Origin of the sequence: Aquimarina addita, from assembly GCF_039539305.1 — a bacterium.
Taxonomy (GTDB): Bacteria; Bacteroidota; Bacteroidia; order Flavobacteriales; family Flavobacteriaceae; genus Aquimarina; species Aquimarina addita.
In genome coordinates, this window is sequence record NZ_BAABCW010000003.1 from 101,891 (window position 1) to 126,331 (window position 24,441).

A 24,441-nucleotide genomic window follows, 5' to 3' on the forward strand; every position below is an offset into this window, starting at 1 on the left:
TATTTTGGGCTCAAGATTGACTTTAAAAAAAGTATTGATTTTGCCATTCGTTGGTTTAGTGAAACTGTATCAAAAAATAATTTCACCATTGACTCCTGCCACCTGTCGATATCAACCCACCTGTTCTCATTACACAGTGGAAGCATTAGAAAAACATGGGTTATGGAGAGGAGGATGGCTGGCTATCAAACGTATAGGTAGTTGTCACCCATGGGGAGGTAGTGGGTACGATCCAGTGCCTCGTACTGACGAAATAATGGGGAAGCGAAACAATGAAGAAATGAAACATTAAATCACTGATTAATACCTATATTTACTACCTAAAAAAATAATTTTTCACATGATATTCTCAAAAATTACCTGGAATCCAGTAGAAGGAATAGATCTTGGCTTTTTTATGATCCGGTTTTATAGCTTAATGTTTGTTGTAGCATTTTCTTTGGGTTGGTTTTTAATGAAAAAGATTTATATCCGGGAAAAAATTTCTTTAGAAAAATTAGATTCTGTTTTCATATATGCGGTTGTAGGAACATTATTGGGTGCCAGATTAGGACATGTCATTTTTTATGATTGGGATTATTACAAAAATAATCTTCTCGAAATTTTACTCCCTATCCGATTTAATCCAACGTTTGAATTTATAGGTTTTCAAGGATTAGCAAGTCATGGCGCCGCTATTGCATTTATTATTGCTATGTATTATTACTCTAAAAAAGTACTACATAAGCACCCCTTATGGATTATGGATAGAGTGACTATTCCTGCAGCATTCGGAGGTATATTTGTTAGATTAGGTAATTTCTTTAATTCTGAAATTATTGGTAAAGAATCGGGAGATTCTCCATTTGGTGTGCGATTTGTACGTGAAGGATTGAGTAAGGGAGAAGCCGTTAGAGAAACAGGAATTAAAAATGTAAATGATGCATACGCTGCTATAGTGGACAATCCTCAATTTTCGAATATACTGGAATCCATTCCATATCGTCATCCATCTCAATTGTATGAAGCGTTTGGATATATATTTGTCTCTTTTATACTATTATTTCTCTATTGGAAAACGGACAAACGAAACAATAGAGGTTTTCTATTTGGATGTTACCTAGCTTTAATATTCATTGTTCGCTTTATCGTAGAATATGTTAAGAAAAGTCAGGGAGGATTTGAGGATTCACTAGGAGAAATGCTATCTACAGGTCAATGGTTGAGCATCCCATTTGTATTAGTTGGTGTCTATTTTATCGTAACTGCTAAAAAAGTTACCGAAAAATCATCATAATTGAAGCTTACTTTTTAAAAGATAACTCAGTTTATTGATATCTTAAGTAATTGTATGTATTCAAAAATGATTACTATCTTTTCATTATGATGAAAAGGATCATATGATCATACTTGTATCAAAAAGTAAATGAGTATAACTTTTCTAGAATAAAATTACTGTAATTATTGCTCTAAAAGATGAGGCAGACTTTAGTAAAGTCTGCCTCATCTTTTTTAAGCTTTAGTATTGTTTTTTTAGAACTTAGAATACCTCTCCAGAATCCGTTAGCTTCTCAGTATTAGCAACTAACTGAAGTTCATCAACAATTTTCTGAATATCACCATTGATAATATTACTTAAATCGTATAAGGTTAAACCAATACGATGGTCTGTAACGCGACCTTGCGAATAATTGTAGGTTCTTATTTTTGCAGAGCGGTCTCCAGAAGAAACCATACTTTTACGTTTTTCAGAATCAGCTGCTTGCTTTTTTTCTAATTCTATATCATATAAGCGAGAGCGCAATACTTTAAGCGCTTTTTCTAAGTTTTTATGAGAAGATTTCTGATCTTGACAACTTACAATCATTCCTGTGGGTTCATGATGCAGTTTTATGGCAGAGTAGGTTGTATTTACGGATTGCCCACCTGGCCCTGTAGAAGTAGTACGCTCGATACGCACCTCGGTCATATCTAATTCTACATCAAATTCTTCTGCCTCTGGCAAAACAATTACTGTAGCCGCGCTGGTATGTACACGTCCCTGAGTTTCGGTCTGAGGAACACGTTGCACACGATGCACACCAGCTTCAAACTTTAAAGTACCATATACATCTTCTCCATTAACCTCAAAAATAATTTCTTTATATCCACCACTGGTTCCTTCATTAAGATCTACTACACTAGTACTCCAACCTCTACCTTCACAATATTTTGTATACATACGAAACAAATCTCCTGCAAAAATACTGGCCTCATCCCCTCCTGTTCCCGCTCTAATCTCCATCACACAATTCTTTGCGTCTTCCGGATCTTTTGGCACTAACATAAATCGTATTTTTTCCTCTAACTTAGGTAATTCTTCTTTAGCTTCCTCCAATTGCATTTTTGCCATTTCCACCATCTCCTCATCGCTGCCATCGGCTATGATCTCCTCTGCTTCTTTAAGATTATCTGTAAGTTCGATATAAATCTCTCTCTCATCCATCATCGCTTTGAGATCCTTATACTCCTTATTAAGTTGTACGTATCTTTTTTGATCCGAAATTATATCAGGCTGAATGATCAAATCAGTTACTTCATCAAACCGTTGCTTTACAATATTTAATTTATCAATCATAGTGCTATCTGTCCTATCCGTGTAGTCTACAAAAGTACACTTTTTTGTCAAAAAAACAGCAATGGACCTTTTCAACTTCTTATAAAAAACACACCTTTTATAAGAGACCTATTTAAAGACATTTACAAATTAAAATATATTCATCCTACAATTTCCATGTTTAATTATTGTTATTTTTTCAAAAATTTTATTAACCTTAACTTAATCACTTACAATACTTTGTACCTTTATTTTGAGTAAATTTCAGCCATCAATTGAAAACAAATAGTTCAACATTTTGTTGTACATCTTTATCAAATGACTAAAATTCTTAAAATATGTGTTTTTCTGGTTTTTATTGGAAGAGCCTATCAGTATCTTTTTTTTGATGCACCTTTTCGTGCATTTTTATGGGATGAGAGTTTACTACAAGACATTATAGAGAACATATTCAACACCCCCTGGAATGAATATGTGACTAATCCTACCGTTAATATCTGGATTCAACGTATCATCCAATGTAATGGATTACTCTTTTTATTCTCAGCAATTTCCAGCCTCGCTATACATCATAAAAACATAAAATTCCTCAAACTTCCTATTTTCATTTCTGGGGTTCTACTAATCCTGCTTTCTCTACTTTCTGCTAAAGAAAAATTTTATCATTATGGACAATTCTTTGAACATGCTATACAATTTGGGATTCCGTTTGTTTTACTTTTTGCCATTAAAAAAGAAAATACTATTAAAAAAGTAAGCTTTGTATTAAAAATATTAGTAGCCACTACCTTTACATCTCACGGTCTATATGCGCTAGGGTACTACCCAGTACCAGGAACTTTTATAGATATGACAATTAATTCTATTGGAGTTACAGAAGATAACGCTGTACTATTACTATATATAGTGGGTATACTTGATATTGTCCTTTCTATCTTAATCTTTGTTCCCAAAATAGCCAAATATGCTTTAATTTATGCCTGCTTCTGGGGCTTGATTACCGCCTCAGCGAGAGTTATTGCTAATTTTAACGTAGACTTTATTGATTCATCTTTGCATCAATCACTCTATTTGGTAGTTTATAGAATACCACATGGGGTCATCCCGCTACTAATTTATTATTTGGATTACGTGTACAAATCTTTTAAAAAAGGTAGCGCTCTACATCCCATAACTGATCCATTGAACAATCCACTATTAAAAAGATCACAATAAATATCAAATAAATTTATGACTTTAAAATTCAAAAACTATTAAAAAAATTACCCAATGAAACACACAACACACACTATCCTTGTTTTATTTTTTACCTGTATTTTTTCAATAAGTTACGGTAATACAGATAAGTACCGACTCATTATTAATACCGATCCCGCTACCACCATTACCATTGGTTGGAATCAAATCACAGGAACTAATCCAATCTTATACTATGGTACTACCGATTTTGGAACTGACTATATCCAATATGAAAATTCTAAAACTGTGGATCGTTCTGTTTCTTATCGCGGAATGGAAAATCAATTTGCACGCTTAACGGACTTACTGCCAAATACTGCGTATTACTTTGTAATTCACGATAGTGAAGGTGAAAGTGAACGCTTTTGGTTTAAAACAGCACCTAATGATCAAAGCAGACTCTCTTTCATAGCAGGTGGTGACTCTAGAAACAATAGAACTCCCAGACAACAAGCTAATTTATTAGTTTCCAAATTAAAGCCACATGCAGTATTATTTGGTGGAGATATGACAGATGATGATAGTGATAGTGAATGGCAAAATTGGTTTGATGATTGGCAATTAACCACTGCTACAGATGGACGCATGTTCCCTATTGTAGCAACACGAGGTAATCATGAAGGGGCAACTGTTATCTATAATCTATTTGACACCCCTACTGATGATTCGTATTATGCAGTAACCTTTGGAAATAATCTTTTTCGAACATACACATTGAATAGTGAAATTTCAGTATCTGGAAACCAATTAACCTGGTTAGAAAATGATTTAACAGCTAATGCATCTGTGCGATGGAAAGCAGCTCAATATCATAAACCTATGCGACCTCATACGGCTAGTAAATCTGAGGGCAACTCACAATATAACGCCTGGGCTGAACTTTTTTATGAGGAAGGTGTGCGTTTAGTAGTTGATTGCGATTCGCATATGGTAAAGACCACATGGCCAGTACAACCCTCATCTGCTTCAGGAAATGACGAAGGGTTCATAAGAGATGATATAAACGGTACTGTCTATACAGGAGAGGGGTGCTGGGGAGCTCCACTAAGATCTAATGATGATGATAAAGAATGGACACGTAACTCAGGATCATTTAATCAATTTAAATTAATTTTTGTAGAGACTTCCAAAATAGAATTACGAACAATTGCAGTAGATAATGCTGCCGATGTCGCATCTGTAACCAATGAAGATCCATTTACATTACCAGCTAATCTGGATGTGTGGAATCCATCTGAAGGTGATGTAATCACAATTCTACCTGGCACTGAAATTGTTGCTCCAGAAATTAATTTTGAATCAGGCACACCCACAGAGTATCAAGAAGCTGGTGAAATTACACTTACTATTGATGTCATCAGCGAAGGAAACGGAATTGCTACCATTGATTTTTATGTTAATGATGTATTGAGAGAAACAGACACTGATTCTCCGTATAGTTTAACAGACTCCTATGCTAGCGGCTCATATAAGATAGAAGCCATCGCAACCACTACAGATAATCAAATTGACGCAACTACATTATATATTAGTGTTGGAGATTATTCTTTTTCTGAATCTATAGCTATCGCTGAAGGTAATGATGATATTGAAGAAACTGAAACAGGTGTAGTATATTTTGATAGTAGTGATTTAGAAATGACATATGATAGTTACGACTATATCTCAGACATTGAAAATGGATTTCAGAAAATAGGGTTACGTTTCCAAAATGTGAACATACCTCAAGGAGCCACCATTGATAATGCTTATATTCAGTTTAGATCTGATGAAGACAATACAGATGCGGCAGCACTTTTAATCACCGTAGAAGACAGTAACAATTCAGCTCCTTTTGAAAACAGCAGTAGCGCTAATATCTCTGGTAGAGATAAAATGGAAACTACAGTAGCTTGGAATCCTGATTCGTGGACTGATTCTGGTTTAACAGGTATAGAACAACAAACATCAGACATTAAAGAACTATTACAATTAATAATAGATAAAAATGACTGGACTCCGGGAAACAGTATGGCTTTTATGATCGAAGGTACAGGAGTTAGTTTAACAAGTACGGATGCTAAGCGTGTGGGAGATTCTTATGATTCTAGTCCTGAATACGCTCCCAGTTTAGTTTATACATACACGTATAGTCCAAAAACACTGAGTATAAACAATACTAATGTAAAATCAAACTTTGAGATTTATCCCAATCCTTTTGATATGACATTACATATTAATATTCCAGAAGGATTTACTAATTTTGATGTAGCCATTTATAATGTTCGTGGTAAGATGGTCTACAATCAACATCTTTTATCAACGAATGAAAATGATACTGCAATTAAGATTCAACCGGGTATCCAAGCATCTGGAATTTATTTTGTAAAAATCTACTCAGATAAAGGAACAGTACTAGCAACACAAAGAGTCATTAAACACTAAAAGTTTATCATAAGAAAGCACCTCTGAAAATTAAATTCCAGAGGTGCTTTTGCGTTTAACAAAATTAGTATAAGTGTTTAAAAGTACTAATTAAACTTTTGCAGTTTTAACAGTTTTCACAATTCTTGCTGCAATTTTATATGGATCACCATTAGATGCAGGACGACGATCTTCTAACCATCCTTTCCATCCTTTCTCTACGGTAATAATTGGGATTCTAATAGAAGCTCCTCTATCAGATACTCCATAACTGAAATCATTGATAGAAGCAGTTTCGTGATCTCCTGTTAATCGCTGATCATTATATTGTCCATACACAGCAATGTGTTCTTTTGTAACGGGTCTGAATGCTTCACATATAGTTTCATATACCTCTTTAGAACCACAAGTTCTAAGTGTTGTATTAGAAAAGTTAGCATGCATTCCTGAACCATTCCAATCCCCTTTTATAGGTTTTGGGTGATATTCTATATAGAATCCATATTTTTCTGTAAGACGATCTAATAGATAACGTGCTATCCAAATTTCATCACCTGCTTTTTTAGCTCCTTTAGCAAACAATTGGAATTCCCATTGTCCGCTTGCAACCTCTTGATTAATTCCTTCAAAATTAAGTCCGGCATCAATACAAAGATCTGCATGTTCTTCTACAAAATCTCTACCGTGTGTATTTTTTCCTCCTACAGAGCAATAGTACATACCTTGTGGTCCAGGGTACCCTCCTAAAGGAAATCCAAGAGGCAACTCTGTCCTTTTGTCCATTATAAAGTATTCTTGCTCAAAACCAAACCAAAAATCATTATCATCATCATCGATGGTAGCTCTTGCATTAGACACATGCGGTGTTCCGTCAGCATTTAAAACCTCGGTCATTACCAAAAATGCATCTCTCCTTGTTGGATCCGGATAAATAGCAACTGGCTTTAAAAGACAATCAGAAGATCCTCCTTCAGCTTGCTTTGTTGAACTCCCATCAAATGACCAAACCGGACAATCTTCTAGTTTTCCTCCAAAATCTTCTTCTACTTTTGTTTTACTTCTTAGATTGGAAGTTGGAGTATACCCATCTAACCAAATATATTCTAATTTAGTTTTACTCATAATTAATACGTTATAATTTTGAACTCTTAATTTCCCAAAAATAATTTTAATTTATGATATCAAAAAAAAACAAGGGGTTAAAAACAGTTTTTAGTCAAATTTTTGCGAAGTACCTACTTTTTAACAGGGTATTTTTACTTTTTTTTAATTTTTAAAGTACTTAACCCTATTATCAACAAAAAAAACTTCTAGTATATTTGCATTAAAATTAATGAGTTTATGTCCACAATTAGATTCCAAGCGTTAAAAGAAGCCTTAAACCGAAATGTAATTAAGGTTACAGAAACGCAACGAAGATCAACACTTTTTGGAAGTAATGTTTTTAATCATGACACGATGCTTCAATATCTTACTAAGGATGCATACGTAAGTGTTCTTGATGCTATTGAAAATGGTTCTAAAATTAACCGAAAAATTGCTGATCAAATTGCTTCAGCCATGAAGGAATGGGCATTATCAAAAGGAGTAACTCACTATACACACTGGTTTCAACCATTGACTGGTGCCACCGCAGAAAAGCACGATGCCTTTTTTGAAACCATCGGAAATGATCGAGGAATGGAAAAATTTGGTGGAGATCAATTAGTACAACAAGAACCCGATGCCTCTTCTTTTCCACATGGAGGCATTAGAAATACTTTTGAGGCACGAGGATATACAGCCTGGGATCCAACTTCTCCAGCTTTTATTTATGGTACTACTTTGTGTATTCCCACTGTATTTGTAGCCTATACAGGAGAAGCCTTAGATTATAAAACTCCTTTACTAAGAGCATTACACGCAGTAGATACCTCAGCCACAGCGGTTGCTAAATATTTTGATAAAAATGTTAAAAAAGTAAATGCTTCTCTGGGGTGGGAACAAGAGTATTTCTTAATTGACAGAGCATTAGTGAACTCCAGACCAGATCTGGTTATTACGGGTAGAACTTTACTAGGTCATTCTCCTGCAAAAGGGCAGCAACTTGACGATCATTATTTTGGTAGTATTCCTCAAAGAGCATTATCTTTTATGATGGACCTAGAAAAAGAATGTATGTTATTAGGGATTCCTGTAAAAACCAGGCATAATGAAGTAGCTCCCAATCAATTTGAGCTAGCACCTATACATGAGGAGACTAATCTTGCTGTTGATCATAATGCTTTATTAATGGATGTAATGGAAAAAATTGCTTCACGACATCATCTAAAAGTATTATTGCACGAAAAACCATTTGAAGGAGTTAATGGATCTGGCAAACACAATAACTGGTCACTAGCTACCAGTACTGGAGTCAATCTCTTGAGCCCAGGTAAAACGCCAATGAGTAATCTCCAATTCTTAACATTCTTTATTAATACAATCAAAGCAATTAATGAAAACGAAGAATTAATGCGCGCTGGTATTGCTTCTGCCAGTAATGATCATCGATTAGGTGCTAATGAGGCTCCTCCAGCAATTATGTCTGTATTTATAGGGAGGCAACTTACAGAAGTACTTAGAGAACTGGAAGGTGTTACTGATGGGAAACTATCTCCAGAAGAAAAAACGGATCTTAAATTGAATGTTGTGGGTAAAATACCCGAAATATTACTGGATAATACTGATCGTAACAGAACTTCTCCTTTTGCATTTACAGGAAACAAATTTGAGTTTAGAGCCGTGGGTTCTAAAGCCAATTGTGCTAATCCTATGACCATTCTAAATACTATTGTTGCTAAACAACTCAAAGAGTTTAAAATAGAAGTTGATCAATTGATTGATAAAAAAAGTCTTAAGAAAGATGAAGCAATTTTTAATATATTAAGAGAATATATCAAAAAATCAAAAAATATTCTTTTTGACGGAAACGGCTATGGTATTGAATGGGAAAAAGAAGCTAAAAAAAGAGGTCTAAGCAATAATAGAACTACTCCGGAGGCATTAAAAGCAAAAATCTCTAAAAAATCATTGGATCTTTTTAGCGAAATGAATGTAATGAATGAAACAGAATGTACCTCGCGATATGAAATAGAAATTGAAGAATATGTAATTAGGATTCAGATAGAAGGACGTGTACTCGGAGATATTGCCAGAAATCATGTAATCCCTACTGCTATTAAGTATCAGAATATGATGATTAATAATGTTACCGGATTAAAAAATCTTTATGGTACCGGTTTCAAGAAATATGCTAAAGAACAAATGGAAATCATAGAAAGCATTTCTAGACATATTGGTGATATCAATACTTACATCAATAAAATGATCGAAGAGCGTAAGAAAGCTGAGACTTTATCAATAGAGAAAAAAGCCAGTAATTATTGTAATAAAGTAAAGCCATTATTTGCTGATATAAGATATAACTGTGATGCTTTAGAACTATTAATTGATGATGAGTTATGGCCACTTACTAAATATAGAGAACTACTTTTTACCCGATAAGGTAAGAATTCACTTACTAAAACATTAACTGTCATTTTTTTAACAAAATAATAACATTTTTCAAACCAAAGCAGCAACTGCAAGAATCGTAAATATTACGGTTTTTCCGCAGTGTATTTTATCGAATCCCCATAAATACAGCAAAAACACCTTCTATAATTCATTAAATTTACCTCATCAATATACAATTGGTATCTACCCTAGAGATTTTTTCCCCAAAAAATTAAGATATTGTTAAAATAGTCTGGCACTGTATTGTGTTGTAAAGACTTTTAAAATTCTTTGAAATCAAAATTATTAATCAATTTTTTAATAGATATTCATATGAAAAAAGTAATTTTCACACTAGCAACTTTATTAAGTGCAGCGACTATCGTTGCACAATCAAACATCAGTAATGTAGAGCAATCAGGAGATGCCAATGCAGCTAATGTCACTCAGGTAGGATTAGAAAATTCTTCTACTGCTGTTCAATCAGGATCAGGAAACAATGCAGAAATTATAGAAGGAAGTGCTTCATTCGCTTCTAGAAATGGAATTGTAGAAGTAACTCAAACCGGAGACAAAAACATCGCGTTTGCTCAACACGAGGAAGATAGAAATGCTGTCTATCAAACTCAGGTTGGAGATGGAAATAATGCTTCTGCCACTCAGAATTTACTTAATTTTGGTGGGGATAATATAGCTGAGCAAATCCAGGAAGGAAATAACAATGTAGCCATTATCTCTCAGGAAGGATCAGGATTTTTTGGGGATGGAATTTTAAATAACGCTGGACAATATCAGTTAGGTGACGGAAATACTGCATCTACGTCCCAAGGAGGTGAAGAAAATTTTAGTTTATTATTTCAGACAGGTAACTTCAACGCAGGAACTATGGCACAAGTGGGTGATCTTAATCTTTCTGTACAAGATCAAGCAGGAGATTCTAATATGGCAGAAGGTGAACAATGGGGAGCTAATAATACCTTATTCCAAACACAAATAGGTAATGGAAATACAGCTATTTCTTTACAAGGTAGCTCTTTCTTTGATTCTACTGAAGGATTTGTAGATCAATACCAAGCTGGTGAAGAAAACTTAGCATACGCGCAACACGAGGAAGCAAACAACACGATTATACAAACTCAATTAGGTGATGGTAATCAAGCTGGAGCAACTCAAAATTTACTGTACTTTGGAGGAAACAATTATACAGAACAATATCAAGAAGGAAATGGTAATCTTGCATCATCAGAACAAGAGGGTGACACGGGTATATTTGCAGAAAATAACGTAGTATTACAAGGACAGATAGGAAATGATAATGTAGCTGTAAGCTCGCAATATGGGGCTAGTAATGTCAGTGATATTTTTCAAGTAGGTGATGCGAATACAGCAGAAGACACTCAGTTTGGAACAGCTAACACTACTTTTGTCACTCAAACAGGAATGTCTCATAACAGCATAATTTTTCAAAGCGGAAATGGAAATGCTGCGATTGTCACTCAGAATAATTAGAATGAACGCATAAATAATAATACTCATAAAGAGTTATATCAAATTTGTTTTTTTGATATAACTCTTTTAATGCTTGTAAAACTGTTGATTGATGCAAAAAAATAACTCATACTATAGCATACTTTGTTGCTTATTTATTTTTGGAACTACGTTTTCTCAAATCACAGAAGATGAAAGATCGGTAACTTCAGAAATTCAGGAAAAGTTAATTACATTATCTCAGTTAGAAAACAACATCACTCAGATTAAAAGAGAAAATACTCCTTCAGAAATGAGTACCATTTTTATACAGCAGACAGGCGTCAATAATGTCACTTACTCTTCAATAACATCTCAATCATCAAACATCAGTATTCAACAAAACGGCGAACAGAACTTAATTGATATTAATGAAACGGCTAAGGGTATAGAAAAAATAATCATTCAGAGTGGCAATTACAATACTGTAACTGACTTCTCTTTTAACCCTGATGTATCTACAAATCTAGAACTTATACAAGAAGGAAATAATCTCTATTTTGAAAGATTTGGTAATAATGAATTATCAAAAAATTTACAATTCAAAATGACAGGAAGTAATCGCTCTATTATCATCAGAAGTTTTTAAGTTATGAAATTGGTATTGGCTATCTGTTTTATATGTATTTCATCATTCACTCAAAGTCAGACAACTAATACAGAGATCATTGCTAAACTTAAGACCTCCACTATAGATGATATTACCGTAATCACTGCAGAAGCTATTAATGAAACAGAAGTTTACAAGAGTTTGAAATACACTCTTTCGGTATTCAGAACAGATGAGAATGGTGATATGGTAAAGAATAATCAGGAAGACCGATTCACATTAGAAGCAAACGAACAGAAAAGCCTTACATCTGTTTCTGTGGCAATTGATGAAAGTGATAAAATTGTCATTCTATTATTAATTTATGAAGAAGACAGTATTATCAGTAAAGATCGTATTGCTTTTAATGAAATTGAAAAAGAGAACCCGTTGCAAGAGGAAAACACAACTAGTGATGGGATAGAATTAAGAGGCATTGTGATTGAAGAAACAAAAACAAAACCCGGGAAAGATTTTTATGAATTCTTTTATAATTCTTATACACTTAATAGGATTAATGGAAATAAAATAGTAGGTGTGTATGAGCAACTTAGTTTTGGAAGAAGTACTATCATACAAGTAAAAATAGAAGATCAGCTTATTATCGAATTTCTGGGAAAACCAGATCAGGAATATCTCGAACAGATGTCTAAAACAGCTATTCGTAAAGTGTATGCGTATTTTAAAAATCTTAAGAACCAAAAAAATGATATTTTTCAGTATTAAAATTTTACATATAATATGAGATCAATAGTTACAATTATACTTTTTGTCTTTATGAGTTACAGTGTTAGCTATGGGCAAGATTTAGTATACCAACCAAAAAATCCTGCTTTTGGAGGTGACACTTTTAATTATCAATGGTTACTAAGTTCTGCCGAGGCTCAAAACACTTTTACTGAGGATTTTGATTCAAATCTTGATGACCGCACTGACCTGGAAAGGTTTACCGAAAGCCTAAACAGTCAGTTATTAAGTCAGATCTCCAGAACATTATTTACAGAACAATTCGGAGATGGTGAACTTACAGAAGGTACCTTTAGTTTCGGCACCTTATTTATAGAGATTTTTCCATCAGGAGAAGGTCTAGTTATTGATATTTTAGACACTAGTACTGGAGATCAATCCCAAATAATAATTCCTAATTAATTTTTAATGCGTCATACGGTTTATCAAGGTATCCTATTATTTTCTTTTACATTATTATTATCAGGATGCGGTACATATTTTAATCAGCCCATTACCATAGAACAAGCACGAATTGGAGAAGAAACTAAATCCACAAAGATCTTACAAAACTTCCCTCCTCCTGTAGAACCCGTGGTGGTTGGAGTATATAAATTCAGAGATCAAACAGGTCAATATAAACCCACAGAATCAGGAAGCACCTTTAGTACCGCGGTGACACAGGGAGCTACCACCATATTAATAAAAGCACTAGAAGATTCTAAGTGGTTTGTACCCATTGAGCGGGAGAACTTAAGTAATTTATTAAATGAACGAAACATCATACGTTCAACACGAAAAGAATACAGAAAGACCAATAATACAAATGAACCTCAGTTACCACCTTTATTATACGCAGGTATTATTCTGGAAGGAGGCATTGTATCTTATGATTCTAATATAATAACAGGAGGATTGGGTGCAAGGTATTTTGGTGTTGGAGGGTCTACACAATACAGACAAGATAGAATCACTGTATATTTACGTGCCGTCTCAACATCCAGTGGTAAAATTCTCAAAACGGTATATGTCTCCAAAACTATTCTATCTCAAGCACTGGATGCAAGTTTTTTTAGATATGTTAAATTTAGTCGATTGTTAGAAGCAGAAACCGGTTTTACTAAAAATGAACCTGGTCAAATTGCTATTTCTGATGCAATTGAAAAAGCAGTAGCCTCATTAATCGTAGAAGGAATAGAAGATAAGTTATGGAGTGCTAAAGCAGCGCCAGAAGAGGTTACCGCATTAGTAGATACATATAATTCTGAAAAAAATGAAGCTCAGAATACTGGGTTATATGAACGTTATTTTAAAGAAAGACGAGGAAAATTTGGAGTTTTTGCTCATGGAGGCACTGCACTTATCAGCGGTGACTATACAAATGCAGATGTATCTTATTTTGCAAAAATGGGAGCTAAATGGTATTTGAATCCATACCTAAACGCCGATATAAGCTTAAGTAAATTCGAACTCACTAATTCTGAAGCATTCTCTGAAGGTTTTAATGCAGTGGATGTTAATGCAGAGTTAACTTTATTGCCTTTTGAAAAATTAACACCCTTCTTTTTTGGAGGTGTTGGAACTGCAAATACGGATGACTTCAAAAATTCATTTTTTAAGTTCCAATATGGAGGAGGCATAGAATACCTTTTGTCTGATCAACTGGGTATTTCTTTAAATGCTACACATAATCTCGTTATCGATGACGAGCTGGACGGAGTTGCCCAAGGAAAAAGAGATGATCAATATTTTAATTTTTCATTGGGACTGAACTGGTATTTTAAAAATCCTATCAAAATGGATAAAAAACTCAGAAAACAACAACATCAAGAAGAGCAAGAAATTAAAAAATTGCGGAAAAGAAACCGAGCGGTCATAGAAAATGACAACATCCCAAAAAATTGAGACCTAAAAAATTCTCGCAAAAATGAAGAAACATATTATAAAAACATTCATATATATTATCACTACTATTTTTAGTATAGCATGTAGTGAGGACACTATTGATTTAGAAGGTTTAGGTAGTATAAAAGGTACAGTAGTATCAGACGGATCAAATGAACCATTGCCAAATGTTAAAATAGCAACTAATCCTCCTACAAGTACTGTGTTTACCGATGACAATGGTGCGTATATTCTGAATAATGTTCCTGTAGGCGACTATTCTCTTTCTGCACAACAAGAAGGCTTATTAGCGCAATTTGAAGCAGTTTCTGTACTTGCTGATAAAGAAATAGAGATTGTTTTTGAAATGGAAGTCGAAACGGCAGGGAACAGACCACCTGAAGCTGCTATTCTCCTGTCACCATCAGACAATGCTATTGACCAACTTATAGATATAGACCTTATCTGGACAGGAAGTAGTGATCCCGACAATGATGATCTCACATATACTATCAATCTCAGAAATGATAAGAATACAACTGTCGAAATTTTTGAAAATATAGTTGATACCACCTTTACATTGAATAATTTATCCTATAATGTAACCTATACATGGCAGGTTAGCAGCTCTGATGGTATTAATAACGCTGTTAATAGTACACCTTTTGTTTTTGAGACAGTAAGCCCTCCTAACAACAGAATTATTTTTGCACGATCTGTAGAAGGGAATAGTGTTCTGTATTCTGCTGATGAGGATGGGACAACAGAAATCAAACTTACTTCTACAGCTAAAAACAGTTTTAGACCAAGAAGGAATACTAATACTGGTAAAATTGCATTTTTACAATCTACAGGAGGACAAACTCATCTGTTTACCATGAATCAAGATGGTTCTGAAATTGCACAAGTAACTTCTTCTGTTTCTGTAGCTGGTTTTAATCTGGAAGAAATTGATTTTTGCTGGGCAGAAAATGGCGCAAAATTAATATTCCCTAATCAAGACAAATTATATAGTATCAATACGGATGGTAGTGGTCTTTCTTTATTATACCAAACAACAACAGGTAATTTAATTACAGAGGTTGACAAAAATGAGAATAGCAGTACTTTAATATTAAAAACAAATGATCTTAACGGTTATAATGTAGAAATCTTCACTATTAACACTTCTGGAGTGGTAATAGAAACTGTTTTATCCGGTGTCTCCGGAGCTGCTGGTAGCATTAATCTCTCTGTAGATGGTGGTAAATTACTATACTCTTATGATGTTTCTGGTTTTGAGAATAGTACTTATAGACAACTAGATACACATCTATTTGTATATTCTTTTAGCGACAGTTCGAGATTAGATCTCTCCACAGAAAAACCTGCTGGTACTAATGATCTCGATGCTCGTTTTTCACCCAACGAGGCTGGGGTTATTTTTTCTAATACGTCAAATGATGGTATTTCTCAAAAAAATATACAAACACAATCGTTAACAGAACCTAGTACCAGAGAAATTGTAATAGAAAATGCCTCCATGGCAGATTGGGAATAAGATAATTCTGAATTCTGAATTCTGAGTTCTGAAATTGGATTATATTTGTTGCTTATTACCACCTATAATAATAGAATAATGAGTCAAGAAATCAGTAAACGCTATGCTCAGCGTGGAGTTTCTGCATCTAAAGAAGATGTACACAGTGCCATCAAAAATATAGACAAAGGACTTTTTCCTAAAGCTTTTTGCAAAATTGTACCTGATTACCTTACTGGTGATCCTGAGTATTGCTTAATTATGCATGCTGATGGTGCAGGAACAAAATCCTCTCTGGCCTATATGTATTGGAAAGAGACTGGAGATATTTCTGTTTGGAAAGGCATTGCTCAGGATGCACTTATTATGAATATTGATGATTTATTATGTATTGGAGCTACTGATAATATCATGTTATCTTCTACCATAGGACGTAATAAAAACGTAATCCCTGGCGAAGTGATTTCTGCTATTATTAATGGGACTGAAGAGCTACTCTCAGAGTTAAAAAGTTTTGGGGTAACCATTCATTCTACAGGAGGCGAGACCGCCGATGTTGGCGATTTGGTACGAACTATTATTGTTGATTCTACTGTGACCGCCAGAATGAAGCGTAGTGAAGTCATTGATAATGCCAATATAAAAGCAGGAGATGTGATCGTAGGCTTAGCATCCTTTGGTCAGGCAAGCTATGAAACATCATACAATGGTGGTATGGGTAGTAATGGTCTTACTTCTGCAAGACACGATGTATTTAGTAAAATTCTCGCAGAAAAATATCCAGAAAGTTTTGATGCTGCAGTACCATCAGAACTAGTATACTCTGGTAAAACTAAATTGACTGACCCTGTAAAAGATGCACCTATTGATGCAGGAAAACTAGTTTTATCACCTACAAGAACATATGCCCCAATTATAAAGAAAATATTATCTCAGTTTGATAGTAAAACGATTCATGGTATGGTGCATTGTAGTGGTGGAGCACAGACTAAAATTTTACATTTTATTGATCAGTTACATATTATTAAAGATAATTTATTTGATGTCCCTCCATTGTTTAAATTGATTCAGGAAAACTCTGGTACTGATTGGAAAGAAATGTATCAGGTATTTAATATGGGACATCGTATGGAATTATATGTTTCTCCCGAGGTAGCAAATGACATCATTGAGATTTCTAAAAGTTTTGATGTAGACGCTCAGATTATAGGTAAGGTAGAGGCCTCAGAGGATAAGAAACTTACTATTATTTCTGAGTTTGGTACTTTTATATATTAAGCTAATTTCTTAACTACTATACCAACTGAAAACTAAGAGTCTTTTCTAACAGCCTTTAATCGTCTGTTTTGTAAAAATTACTTTAGTTTTTCTGAATATTTTTCTCTTAGCATTAATAATTTAGGATGAATATAACTTTTACAAAAAGGTCTTTCGGGATTCGTTTTATAATAATCTAAAAGTTCAGGTCTTGAAGATTTAAATGTTTTAAATGGAAGCACTTGCGTGAGTATCTTCTTATCAAAATCACGCTGTAATTCTTGAAGAATTTCTTTACTCTGCTGTCTTTGATCTTCATAAAAAAAATACACAGCACTTCTGTATCGCTTTCTTAACTTATGATTTGTAGTACTTTGATGGGTATACAAATGAATTTCAATAAGATCTTTTAATACTATGATACTGGGTTCATAATGTATAATAACTGCCTCAGAAAATGATATGTTTTCATCAATACTGCTAATATACCCCTGCTCTACTGTGAGAACTCCATGTAATGATTGAAAAACTGCCTCTGTACACCAATGGCATCCCCCTCCTAATCCTAACTTGTAAATACCCATTACAATCCAAGCTGTTCTTTGAACTTTATAGATTGTCTTCTTGATATTTCTATTTCTAAATTAGATTCTAACTCAACTTTTAGTTTTCCATTGAACCACGGAGTAACTTTTTTAATAGCGTTCAGGTTAATGATTTGCTGCCTGTTAACTCTAAAAAATGTTTTGGAAGGTAATTTTCCTTCTATTTGATTCAGTGACTTATAAATTAAAGGTTGATTTGTATCAAAATATACTCTGGTATAATTTCCTACGATTTCAAAAAGTTTAATTTTCGCAATAGTGACTAACCAGCATTTTTCATCCTCTTTTATAAAAATCTGACTGGTCTCTGATAGTTTTTCTTCTGATTCTGCTACTTTTTTCTGTGCAATTTCTTTTTCTATTTTCTCTATTGTTTTAGAAAATCGTTCCTGAGGTATTGGTTTTAAAAGGTAATCAAATGCATTGTATTCAAAAGACTTAATGGCATATTCATCATAGGCTGTGGTAAAAACTACCAGAGGCGTTTCGTCTAATAACTCTAATAAATCAAACCCATTTTTTTCTGGCATATTAATATCCAGAAATAGAATATCAGGGCGTGTTTTTTTAATTAATTCAACACCCTTGTCCACATTCTCTGCTTCGCCGATCATCTCTATAGTAGGATGGGCTTTAAGTAATTCTTTTAATTCATTACGTGCTAAACGTGAATCTTCTACAATGACCGCTGTGTTAGTTTTCATATATAGGTATTTTAAGTGAAGCCTCCACACTACCATCTAATTGTTTTAAGGTAAGGAATGCGTGTTCCCCATACAGTAGTTGTAATCTTTCTTTTATATTTTTTATTCCTATTTTAGTAGAAGATGTAGTATGCTCTTTTAGCCTTCCGGTATTATTCACCACAATATGCAAACTATCTTGATTTTGCTGAATGGACAAAATCACCCTACCTCCATTTACCTGATCAGCAATACCATGTTTGATAGCATTTTCTATTAGCATCTGTATTATCATTGGAGGAATCTCTACATCTAATACATCGGCAGTAATATTTTCTTGATATTGTAAATGATCTTCTAACTGAATTTTTGACAACTGAATGTAATTATTTATAGTCTCAATTTCTTCTTGCAATGGTATTGTATCTAACTTATGACTATTAAGTGAATACCGAAGTACTTCTGATAGTTTGGTAATCATCTCTCTTGATTTCTGAACATCTTCTAGCATTAAACCACGAATATTATTGAGACTATTAAACATAAAATGGGGATTAATCTGTCCTTTTAATGTATTAAGCTGTGCTTGTTTTAAATTGGCATTTAATCGAGATCTGTTTAATTGATCTACTACATAATTAATAATAATTTTCGCAATAATATAAGCCCCTATCCATAAAAGTATGGCAAACAATCCACTAACAACCTGGAGTACATTGACAACTTTAATCATATGATCAGACTCCAATCCATTTTCCAATTTTACCTTAATACCATCACCGTCTAATAAACCATCTAAAAAACCTGCACAGAAGCCAATCAGCATTAATGAAGAGCTAATTACGAGCACAATACCAATAACTATTCTTGATATGCTTTTGGAATCTGAATTTACTAAAGAAAATTTTCTATTAATAAAAGCTCTTGCTAAAGCGGTTAAAACAGTCAAACCAATTGCATATACAATAGGAAGCAGTTCTGTTTCATTTGGTTTATCCAGTAATTGATTGACCATCATATTCACTGAATATACTGATGTACAAAAAACACTCCAGAATTCTAACTGAAGGCTCCAGAAAATAAAGTTCCATTTATGTTTTAAAATAAAATTTTCTATAGCTACCATACAAGTTCCGAAGATATATTCCTGGTAAAAAAACTACCTAGAATAATTGATTGTTTATACATTCTAAAAAATATTTTAATATCAAAGTTAAAAAAAGAAGCCTCAAAAACATTAACAATAGAAACTCAATTGAAGCATACAACTAAACACTGTTTTTCAAAGATATACAATCAACAATTAAATAATTAAAAAATAAAAGCAAGTCCAACACCAAATATGATTGCTAGTAGAAATCGTCCTATTTTATCTATTGTTTTTATTTTACACCTATTCTCTAAATCTATTGGCACTCCATTTTTACGGACCTCAAAAGACATTCCAATCAGATTTGAATCCAGATACGATTTTATCAAATATTGATTATTTTTAAGTCTAAAAAAATGTTCAGTTCCAAAGACAGAAAACTTACTTGAAATTTTTTTATTATTGATATAGATCTCTTCCATACCAGTAATAGAATTAAAAACTTCTACTTTATCGTTTGCTATTATATATTGAGCGTATTTCATAATTAAATTAGTATATATCATCAAAATTTAAATCTTCTATTAAAAAAACCAGAATAAGAGATGATTTTATATTTAAGGTTTTTCTTAATGGATTGAGACGAACCATGCATCTAGAATAATTGATTCAATGCCCCATGAATATCTGTAATAAAACTGAACATAAAATGAATAACAATTTTTACAACTACAATCATAAACTTAGATTTTTAATGCATTAAAAAATAACCACTTGCTATCCCTATTACAAATCCAAAAATACCCAGAGCAATAAGAGGTAAAATACCTATCTTATGTTTGTTTTTAAGCTCCACAGGCACTCCATTTTTATGAACCTTAACAGATATACCTGTCAAATCTATTTGTGCGTTAACCCCATAATTATCATCTCCTATGGTAAAAAAATGTTGCTTTCCAAAAAGCGAGAATTTACTAGAAATCTTTTCATTATTTATAAATACTTCTTCCACTCCAATAACCGAATTAAAAAATTCTACTTTATTAGCATCAATAATATATTCTGCATATTTCATAATCTCTTGTTTTTTAAATTAATATTTATTTTCTGATGTAAAAGTATTCAGAAAGACAACTACAAAATTTAAAATTATGATGAGCGGTAAAATTGATATGATAAGTGGTTTGGTAAATACAATGATATGTTACAAAGTGTCTCAAAACTATACAACTTTATAATTTAGAACGTCAAGGTATCAGAAACAGGCTTCATCATATGATATGATTTTAGAATCAAAGAAGATAAAATCAAGTAGTACTTTCAACCTAATGTATTAGCACATAAAAAGTCACAGAGATTATACTAATTTTATTATCGGTTAACAATTATCGATACTAACTTATACTACTACCTGAAAATTAATCACTATTGTTTAATAAAAACTAAAGCTATAAAAACGCAATAAGCTGCAAAAATAAAGAACCCTTTTATTCTTCCCAATATCATCTTTTTAGGAATAAAAGCTAATGGTAGTAATACCAATGCAAAACCAAGCATCCAGAAAATATCAATCTCCATTAATCGGGTATCGCTTAAAGTAATGGGCTGAATCAAAGAAGTTACTCCTAAAACAGAAGCGATATTAAAGATATTAGAACCGATAAGATTTCCCAGAGAAATCGCTTTCTCTTGTTTTAATGCCGCAATAACAGAGGCTGCCAATTCAGGAACACTTGTTCCCACGGCTACCATAGTAAGACCAATTACGGCTTCACTAATCCCAGCAGATTTTGCTATAAATTTTGCACCTGACACTAATAATTCAGATCCAAAATACAACGCAGACCCACCTATAATCAGCCAAAGGATCATTTTAAAATTTGAAACTTTTGCTAATGCATCATCCACCTCCTCTACTATAGTACCTGTATGCTTTCTTGCTCTTTTTAATAACAAAAATAGATACACTAACAGAGAGAGTAATAATATGCCTCCTTCCATCCTGGTAAGGGTACCATCATTATCCACAAAAAGATATAATGCCAATGATAATAATATCATTACCGGCCAGTTAAATTTATAAAAATCTTTATCAATAGCTAATGGACCAATAAGTGCTGTAATTCCTAGCACCATACCTATATTTGCTATATTAGAACCTATAACATTACTCAAAGAAAGATCTGCAGAGCCTTCTAACGCAGCTTGAAGGCTTACCAACAACTCTGGAGCAGAGGTCGCAAATGACACGACAGTAAGACCGATAACCATTTTGGATAACTTTAACCTAAAAGATAATGCTACTGATGAACGTACTAAAAACTCACCTCCCACTACAAGAAGTACGAACCCTAGAATAACAAAAATTATACTTTGAATCATTTACTAAATTTTTATTTAGCGAATATAGAATAAGTATCCCGTAAGTCCATATAGTAGTATTTTTTTTTAAAAGAAATCCAAAATAAATTGATAGCAAAAGCAATATATTAAAAACATATCCATTCATCTTTATCTATTGAAAACTTTATATGAATCGATACTCTGAATTTTTAATATCTTTGCCTCATGCAAAAAACATTTTTTATCTTCTTATCTAAACTGAATAAACTAATCTTACCTAGTTATTCAAAAAAACAATTAGACTTAAGTAAGGCCAATAAAGTACAACTATTAATTTTTGGTTGGAGGTTATATGTAACCAAAAAGGCTTTAGGATAAATTTATAGATAAAAAGACTTTTTTTTGCAACACTTCTATACGTTTTTCGTCTTTACGGTAGTATTTATTAAAATTTTAGTACCCGGATTGATATGAAAAAATGGATCATTTTAAAAGTATGTATACTTAGTATTCTTACCTTATCAGCATTTACCAGTAAGACGTATCCATACTACTTTCAAAATAACACAGAATACAATGATATTACTGCAGTATTTGATAAAAATACTACAGAGAAAGAATTAGAAGACCTCAAAGCCTACTTTGCTAAAAACGATATTGAATTTATAATTGATAGATTAAAATACAATGAATCAAATGAGATTACAGGATTAAGTATTACTTTAAAAAAAGGAACTACTAAAAGTAAATACTCTGCCTCGTCTACTTCACCTATTCCTGATATAGAGCTAGGTTTTAAAAATGGTAATCTTTACATCACCAACTCTGGAATGTTTGATATTGATTCCTGGAAAAATCAAAGCAATTTTAGTGGTCCAAATGCTGCTATGGATAGTATATTTAATGGGCAACATTTCGCCTTTAGCTTTGATGATATGGATAATTCTATGTTTTTTAATGGAGAGCATATGGATATCGACCAGTTAAGAGATCAGATACTAAAATCTTTTCAGTTTATGGGCGATGAGGATGGAAGTTTTAATTTCAATAAGCAACAATCTTCTCCTAAGAGAAATCATTCAAAAAAATTCAACTTTATCAACGATCCTGATATAGAGAAGTTAATTATTATTGATGGTGAAGAATCAGATTTTGAAACTTTAAATGAGTTAGCCATTTTAGATGGTCTGGAAGCCGTAGATTTTCTTAAATCAGATACCGCAATTAGTATTTATGGAGAAAAAGCAAAAGATGGTGCCATTATTGCAACTACCAAAAAATAAAAGTAAGACTACACAAATTAATACATAAAGTGCTTTTCAATAATATGAAAAGCACTTTATGTATTAACTAATAATTGATTAGGGAAGCAACATTAGTTATCAAATGATCTCTACCTTTAAGAAAGTCCAATTCCATAATAAAATTACATTGTACTACAATACCTCCTAATTCTTCAACCAACTGGCATACTGCACTTGCCGTACCTCCTGTCGCCAAAACATCATCATGAATTAATATATGCTCCCCGGCTACAATAGCATCAGTATGAATTTGTAATGTATCTTCACCGTATTCTAATCCATACTTCTTAGAAATTACTTCTGATGGTAACTTTCCCTTTTTTCTGACAGGAACAAAACCTGCTCCTAACCGTTCCGCAATCATTCCTCCCAGAATAAAACCCCTTGCTTCTATTCCAATAACTTTATCTATTTTTATATCATTAGGGCTTAATGCTGCCAATTGATCTGCACATTGCACCAATGCTTTTCTATTTGCTAAAAGTGGTGTAACATCTTTAAATACAATTCCTTTTTTTGGAAAATCAGGAACATCTCTTATCAGTTTTTCTATATTCATATTCACAAATAAATAAAAATCGAAGAATCTTACCAAAAAGTTTTTACTAAACTATTGAACAAATGAAAAGTCTGATAAAAGTTCTATCAGTCAGTTAATATTACATAAATTTAGTATGATTTAATCCAGTAGCACGGTCTATTTCTAAGATTTTATTTCTAAAATATAGTATGGAGTTAATATTACAAATAAAAAACAATCTTTATATTGTCTACATTATAAAAAACGACTATATTTGCACCCGCAAAACGGCCTCGTAGCATAACTGAATAGTGCACTTGATTACGGCTCAAGAGGTTGCAGGTTTGAATCCTGCCGAGGTCACTTAGAGCAGCAAGTCCATCCGTCAAAGCGGATGGATTTTTTGTTTTTAAGAAATGTCAAAAGCCATCCGCTTTTGTAAATGGATTGAAAATAGAAAACAATTGTGATAACAATTGAACTTGCTATTGCAAGGCGGGAGCTCAAAAGGAAAATAAATCCTGCCGAGGTCACTTGATAATCAAATTGTTATATAAAAAATTACTGTAACGCTTTTTTTTTGTACAAAATTTGCACGGAAATGTCGTTTTAAATTAGTTGATCAATTACCCTTAAATAATCTCCTTACAACTCTAATTAC

At 33.0% G+C, this 24,441-nt stretch carries 22 protein-coding genes and 1 tRNA gene; 14 read left to right on the forward strand and 9 right to left on the reverse strand.

Annotated features, from left to right (window positions below):
• Positions 1-16: 16 nt before the first annotated feature.
• Positions 17-292: a membrane protein insertion efficiency factor YidD gene (gene yidD, locus ABD816_RS05260; RefSeq protein WP_344925783.1), complete on the forward strand. Its 276-nt coding sequence runs from the start codon at positions 17-19 to the stop codon at positions 290-292.
• A gap of 48 nt (positions 293-340) precedes the next feature.
• Positions 341-1,276, forward strand: a complete 936-nt coding sequence (gene lgt / locus ABD816_RS05265; RefSeq protein ID WP_344925360.1) for a prolipoprotein diacylglyceryl transferase — start codon at positions 341-343, stop codon at positions 1,274-1,276.
• A 243-nt stretch (positions 1,277-1,519) separates the two neighbouring features.
• Here lgt and prfA read toward each other — a convergent pair whose 3' ends face one another.
• Positions 1,520-2,596 carry a peptide chain release factor 1 gene (gene prfA / locus ABD816_RS05270; protein WP_344925361.1) on the reverse strand — a complete coding sequence of 359 codons (1,077 nt, stop codon included), beginning with the start codon at positions 2,594-2,596 and terminating at the stop codon, positions 1,520-1,522.
• 297 nt (positions 2,597-2,893) lie between these two features.
• On the opposite strand from prfA, the gene ABD816_RS05275 reads away from it, so the two are divergent.
• Together ABD816_RS05275 and ABD816_RS05280 are read left to right on the forward strand one after the other, a co-directional pair.
• Entirely contained in the window at positions 2,894-3,790 is an 897-nt protein-coding gene (locus ABD816_RS05275; protein ID WP_344925362.1) for a hypothetical protein, read from the forward strand.
• Between the two features lie 54 nt (positions 3,791-3,844).
• Positions 3,845-6,238: a T9SS type A sorting domain-containing protein gene (locus tag ABD816_RS05280; protein ID WP_344925363.1), complete on the forward strand. Its 2,394-nt coding sequence runs from the start codon at positions 3,845-3,847 to the stop codon at positions 6,236-6,238.
• Between the two features lie 90 nt (positions 6,239-6,328).
• Here the strand turns inward: ABD816_RS05280 and ABD816_RS05285 are convergent, their stop codons facing one another.
• On the reverse strand, positions 6,329-7,339 hold the full coding sequence (locus ABD816_RS05285; protein ID WP_344925364.1) for a glutamine synthetase beta-grasp domain-containing protein: 1,011 nt from the start codon (positions 7,337-7,339) through the stop codon (positions 6,329-6,331).
• Between the two features lie 219 nt (positions 7,340-7,558).
• Between ABD816_RS05285 and ABD816_RS05290 the strand changes: the two genes are divergently transcribed.
• The 8 genes from ABD816_RS05290 to ABD816_RS05325 all read left to right on the forward strand — a co-directional run bounded on the left by ABD816_RS05290 (position 7,559) and on the right by ABD816_RS05325 (position 17,256).
• Positions 7,559-9,742 carry a glutamine synthetase III family protein gene (locus tag ABD816_RS05290; protein ID WP_344925366.1) on the forward strand — a complete coding sequence of 728 codons (2,184 nt, stop codon included), beginning with the start codon at positions 7,559-7,561 and terminating at the stop codon, positions 9,740-9,742.
• A gap of 324 nt (positions 9,743-10,066) precedes the next feature.
• Positions 10,067-11,242, forward strand: a complete 1,176-nt coding sequence (locus ABD816_RS05295) for a hypothetical protein (protein ID WP_344925368.1) — start codon at positions 10,067-10,069, stop codon at positions 11,240-11,242.
• A gap of 91 nt (positions 11,243-11,333) precedes the next feature.
• The gene (locus ABD816_RS05300; RefSeq protein WP_344925370.1) at positions 11,334-11,849 is read left to right on the forward strand and encodes a hypothetical protein; all 516 of its coding nucleotides are present in this window, start codon (positions 11,334-11,336) and stop codon (positions 11,847-11,849) included.
• Positions 11,850-11,852: 3 nt separating this feature from the next.
• The gene (locus tag ABD816_RS05305) at positions 11,853-12,575 is read left to right on the forward strand and encodes a CsgE family curli-type amyloid fiber assembly protein (RefSeq protein ID WP_344925371.1); all 723 of its coding nucleotides are present in this window, start codon (positions 11,853-11,855) and stop codon (positions 12,573-12,575) included.
• A 15-nt stretch (positions 12,576-12,590) separates the two neighbouring features.
• Positions 12,591-12,998: a curli production assembly/transport component CsgF gene (locus ABD816_RS05310; RefSeq protein WP_344925372.1), complete on the forward strand. Its 408-nt coding sequence runs from the start codon at positions 12,591-12,593 to the stop codon at positions 12,996-12,998.
• 6 nt (positions 12,999-13,004) lie between these two features.
• Positions 13,005-14,480, forward strand: coding sequence for a CsgG/HfaB family protein (locus ABD816_RS05315; protein WP_344925374.1), 1,476 nt, complete (start codon positions 13,005-13,007; stop codon positions 14,478-14,480).
• A gap of 22 nt (positions 14,481-14,502) precedes the next feature.
• The gene (locus ABD816_RS05320; protein WP_344925375.1) at positions 14,503-15,999 is read left to right on the forward strand and encodes a carboxypeptidase regulatory-like domain-containing protein; all 1,497 of its coding nucleotides are present in this window, start codon (positions 14,503-14,505) and stop codon (positions 15,997-15,999) included.
• Positions 16,000-16,077: 78 nt separating this feature from the next.
• On the forward strand, positions 16,078-17,256 hold the full coding sequence (locus ABD816_RS05325; RefSeq protein ID WP_344925376.1) for an AIR synthase related protein: 1,179 nt from the start codon (positions 16,078-16,080) through the stop codon (positions 17,254-17,256).
• Between the two features lie 77 nt (positions 17,257-17,333).
• On the opposite strand, the gene ABD816_RS05330 is transcribed toward ABD816_RS05325, so the two are convergent.
• The 6 genes from ABD816_RS05330 to ABD816_RS05355 form a co-directional block, all read right to left on the reverse strand.
• On the reverse strand, positions 17,334-17,819 hold the full coding sequence (locus tag ABD816_RS05330) for a peptide-methionine (S)-S-oxide reductase (protein WP_344925377.1): 486 nt from the start codon (positions 17,817-17,819) through the stop codon (positions 17,334-17,336).
• On the reverse strand, positions 17,819-18,544 hold the full coding sequence (locus ABD816_RS05335) for a LytR/AlgR family response regulator transcription factor (protein WP_344925379.1): 726 nt from the start codon (positions 18,542-18,544) through the stop codon (positions 17,819-17,821). The genes ABD816_RS05330 and ABD816_RS05335 overlap by 1 nt, the downstream gene beginning before the upstream one ends.
• On the reverse strand, positions 18,534-19,649 hold the full coding sequence (locus ABD816_RS05340) for a sensor histidine kinase (protein ID WP_344925381.1): 1,116 nt from the start codon (positions 19,647-19,649) through the stop codon (positions 18,534-18,536). Before ABD816_RS05340 ends, ABD816_RS05335 begins: the two co-directional genes overlap by 11 nt.
• Positions 19,650-19,834: 185 nt before the next feature.
• Positions 19,835-20,158: a hypothetical protein gene (locus tag ABD816_RS05345; RefSeq protein ID WP_344925382.1), complete on the reverse strand. Its 324-nt coding sequence runs from the start codon at positions 20,156-20,158 to the stop codon at positions 19,835-19,837.
• 206 nt (positions 20,159-20,364) lie between these two features.
• Entirely contained in the window at positions 20,365-20,688 is a 324-nt protein-coding gene (locus tag ABD816_RS05350; RefSeq protein ID WP_344925384.1) for a hypothetical protein, read from the reverse strand.
• Between the two features lie 350 nt (positions 20,689-21,038).
• Positions 21,039-21,995, reverse strand: coding sequence for a calcium/sodium antiporter (locus ABD816_RS05355; protein WP_344925386.1), 957 nt, complete (start codon positions 21,993-21,995; stop codon positions 21,039-21,041).
• Between the two features lie 431 nt (positions 21,996-22,426).
• Between ABD816_RS05355 and ABD816_RS05360 the strand changes: the two genes are divergently transcribed.
• Positions 22,427-23,239 (forward strand): hypothetical protein, encoded by an 813-nt coding sequence (locus tag ABD816_RS05360; protein ID WP_344925388.1) that lies wholly within the window; start codon positions 22,427-22,429, stop codon positions 23,237-23,239.
• Positions 23,240-23,306: 67 nt separating this feature from the next.
• Here ABD816_RS05360 and ABD816_RS05365 read toward each other — a convergent pair whose 3' ends face one another.
• Complete coding sequence (locus tag ABD816_RS05365) at positions 23,307-23,819, reverse strand: adenine phosphoribosyltransferase (protein ID WP_344925390.1); 513 nt, start codon at positions 23,817-23,819, stop codon at positions 23,307-23,309.
• 250 nt (positions 23,820-24,069) lie between these two features.
• On the opposite strand from ABD816_RS05365, the gene ABD816_RS05370 reads away from it, so the two are divergent.
• Positions 24,070-24,143: transfer RNA gene (locus tag ABD816_RS05370), tRNA-Arg, on the forward strand.
• Positions 24,144-24,441 lie beyond the last annotated feature (298 nt).